At 74.7% G+C, this 2,824-nt stretch carries 2 protein-coding genes and 2 pseudogenes; 3 read left to right on the forward strand and 1 reads right to left on the reverse strand.

Annotated features, from left to right (window positions below; translation table 11 throughout):
* From ABZX30_RS37935 to ABZX30_RS37945, 3 genes and pseudogenes are all read left to right on the forward strand, one after another.
* Positions 1-221 (forward strand): annotated as a pseudogene (locus ABZX30_RS37935) (hypothetical protein); the annotation flags it as partial.
* Positions 218-1,315, forward strand: coding sequence for a hypothetical protein (locus ABZX30_RS37940; protein WP_355942963.1), 1,098 nt, complete (start codon positions 218-220; stop codon positions 1,313-1,315). The pseudogene ABZX30_RS37935 and the gene ABZX30_RS37940, both read left to right, overlap by 4 nt.
* Positions 1,316-1,395: 80 nt before the next feature.
* Positions 1,396-2,655: a hypothetical protein gene (locus ABZX30_RS37945; protein ID WP_355942965.1), complete on the forward strand. Its 1,260-nt coding sequence runs from the start codon at positions 1,396-1,398 to the stop codon at positions 2,653-2,655.
* Here ABZX30_RS37945 and ABZX30_RS37950 read toward each other — a convergent pair.
* Positions 2,630-2,824: pseudogene (locus ABZX30_RS37950) on the reverse strand (hypothetical protein); the annotation flags it as partial. The gene ABZX30_RS37945 and the pseudogene ABZX30_RS37950 sit on opposite strands and share 26 nt — an antisense overlap.

Genomic DNA, 2,824 nt, shown 5'->3' on the forward strand with positions numbered 1-2,824 from the left:
ACGCGGTCGACGTGCGGCTGACGGTGACGGCGCCGGGCGGTGCACACGCCACGGCGGGCACCTCGGCGCGGTTCGTGCCGTGGGGCGCGGTGACGGGGACGGCGGCGGCGGTGGCCGCCGGGGCGGTCGCCTTCGCCGTACGGCGGCGTCGACGCCGGCACCGTCCGCCGGAGGCCGGAGCACCGGTCGGGCAGCCGCGGCCGGCGGGAGCCGTGCGGTGAGCGGCAAGAGGCGGATTCCGGCGCTGCTGGCGGTCCTCGCGCTGCTCCTGCTGCCCCTGGCGGGCAACGCCTCGGCGGCGTCCGGGCCGGGTGTCACGCTGTCCGAGTCCCAGGCGGGCACCGGTGGTTCGATCACCGTCAGCGGCGGCGGCTGGCGACCGCACGCGCTGCTGATGGTGCTGATCTGCGGGCGGGCCACTCCGTCCCGCGGGGTGATCGGCGGCACCAACTCCTGCGCCAACGCGGACGGCCGGGCCGTCACCACGGACGCCAAGGGCGGCTTCAGCAAGAAGCTGCCGGTCGCCGAGCCGCCGGTGCCGTGCCCGTGCGTGGTGCACGTGGCCACCGTCACCGGCGCGAAGGCGGACGCCGACGCGGTGTTCGAGGTCGCCGGGCACCCGGTCCGGCCGCTGCCCGCCGAGCCCTCCGGCGGCACGCTGTCCCTCCTCAGCGACACCCGGCTGGCGGGGGCCGACGGGCTGCTCACCTGGTTCGGGGCGCCACCGTCCCGCACCCTGGTCTTCACCGTCGGCAACGTCGGCTCCTCCGCCATCAAGGACCCGGTCTTCCAGGTCGGCGCCGCGCACGGCGTCTTCGCCCCCCAGTGGGACGACCAGCACTGGCGCGGCACCCTCGCCCCCGGGAAGAAGGCGCGGATCGAGCTGCCGGTCGAGCTCGCCGCCGGGGCGCACGGCGACTACACCGTCTCCCTGAAGTACGGCGGCGAAGTGCTCGCCGAGCAGCCCTGGGGCGTGGGCCGCCCCTGGGGCGTGACGCTGTTCTGGCTGCTGCTCTGCGTGGTCGTCCCGGCCGCGCTGTTCCGCGCCGGAATGGCGGTGGTGGACCGCATCCGGCCGCGCCTGCCGCGCCGGGCGGGTGGCGGGCGGCGGCTTCGGCCCCGCCGGGCCGCGTCGGCCCTGCGGCTGCCGGGGTCCCGGCCGCCGCGGAACCCGCCGACCCCCACCCCCACCCCCACCCCGACCCTGCCGTGGTTCACCCCGGACTCCCATCCGGGCGCCGCCGGCCGGCTCTCCGCACCGCACGACGACCGCCCGACGAGTCCTACGACTCCCACCAGGAAGGGACCCCCGTGAGCAAGCGAAGGAGAGTGACACCGGCCGGCGCACCCGGCGTACCCCGCGTGCGGCGGGCCGGCGCGGCGGGTGCCGTGCTGGTGCTCTGCTCGGCGGGCGCGCTGCTCGGCGTGAGCGCCGGGTCCGCCCAGGCCGCCGAGGTCTCGTACGCCACCCACTGCGTGCCGCCCGCGGGCATCGACCCCGTCGACGGCACCACGAAGGTGGAGATCACCGCGCCGGCCACGGCGAAGGTGGGCGACACGGTGGACGTGGTGTGGAAGTTCACCCAGGCCGCGTCGAAGAACCCGGACATCATCGACCTGCCCGCGAACTCGGTCCAGCCGTCCGGCACCCTCAAGGCGTCCGGGGCACAGGCTGCGGACGTCGCGATGCAGGGGCCGCGCGAGAACCCGGCGATCCCCAAGGGCGGCGCCATGGTGCTGGCCGACATGAAGGGCTCGCTGAAGCTGACCACGGCCGGTGAGGTGAAGCTGACGCCGGACGCCTACACCGTCAACGCGATGTCGACGGACACCAAGTGCACGCCGACCGAGACGGTGCAGCCGGCGGCGACCATCGAGGTGACGGCGGGCGGCGGGACCGGCACCGGCACGCCGACGGGCACGGCCACCCCCACCAAGAGCCCGACCCCCACCAAGAGCCCGACCCCCACCAAGAGCGCGACCCCCACCGCCACGGCCGACCCCAGTGACGGCACCGGCCAGACCGACTTCACCGGCAAGGAGGTCCAGGTCCCGTACGCGTGCAAGACGCCCATCGGCGACAAGAACGCGACCTCGCCGGTGCAGATCAACGCCAAGAAGGACGGCGGCGACTTCGGCCTCACCGTGCGGTTCAAGAAGTCGGTGATGGACAGCCCGGCCGACATCCCCAAGGGCTCCGTGAAGCCGTCGATGGAGGTGGCGCTGGGCGGCGCGGACAAGGGCACGGTGCACGTCGAGGGCCCGGCGAACTCCGCCGACATCAAGAGCGGCGACCCGATCACGATCCCGGACCTCACCGGCATCTACAAGCCGGGCGCGACCGGGAAGTCGACCCTGTCCCCGGGCGTACTGACGATCAAGGCCCTCGGTACGACGACGACCTGCACGCCGACCAAGGCCGAGGTCTCCCTCACCCTCGACACCAGCGAGCAGGCCGGCGGAGCGTCGGGCGGCTCCTCCACCTCCGGAGGGAGCGGCTCCTCCGCCACCGGCGGCAGCAGCGGCAGCGGCGGCCTGGCCGAGACGGGCGCGAGCGGCCACGGTGCCCTCAAGGCCCTCGGCCTGGTCGCGGGCACGGTCATCCTGCTGGGCACGGCGGTGTTCACGTTCATGCCGGGACGGCGGACCCGCTGACTCGCTGATCCGCTGACTCGCTGATCCGCTGATCCGCTGCCCCCCGGATCCGCTGGCTGCTGACCCACCGTTCCTCCGGAACGGCGGGAGGGCCGGAACCGCTCCGGACCATGGCGATCAGGTCGTAGGTGCCGGTGACCGAGAAGACCTCGCTGACGGTGTCCAGCGC

This window comes from Streptomyces sp. NPDC004542, assembly GCF_040610035.1.
GTDB lineage: Bacteria > Actinomycetota > Actinomycetes > Streptomycetales > Streptomycetaceae > Streptomyces.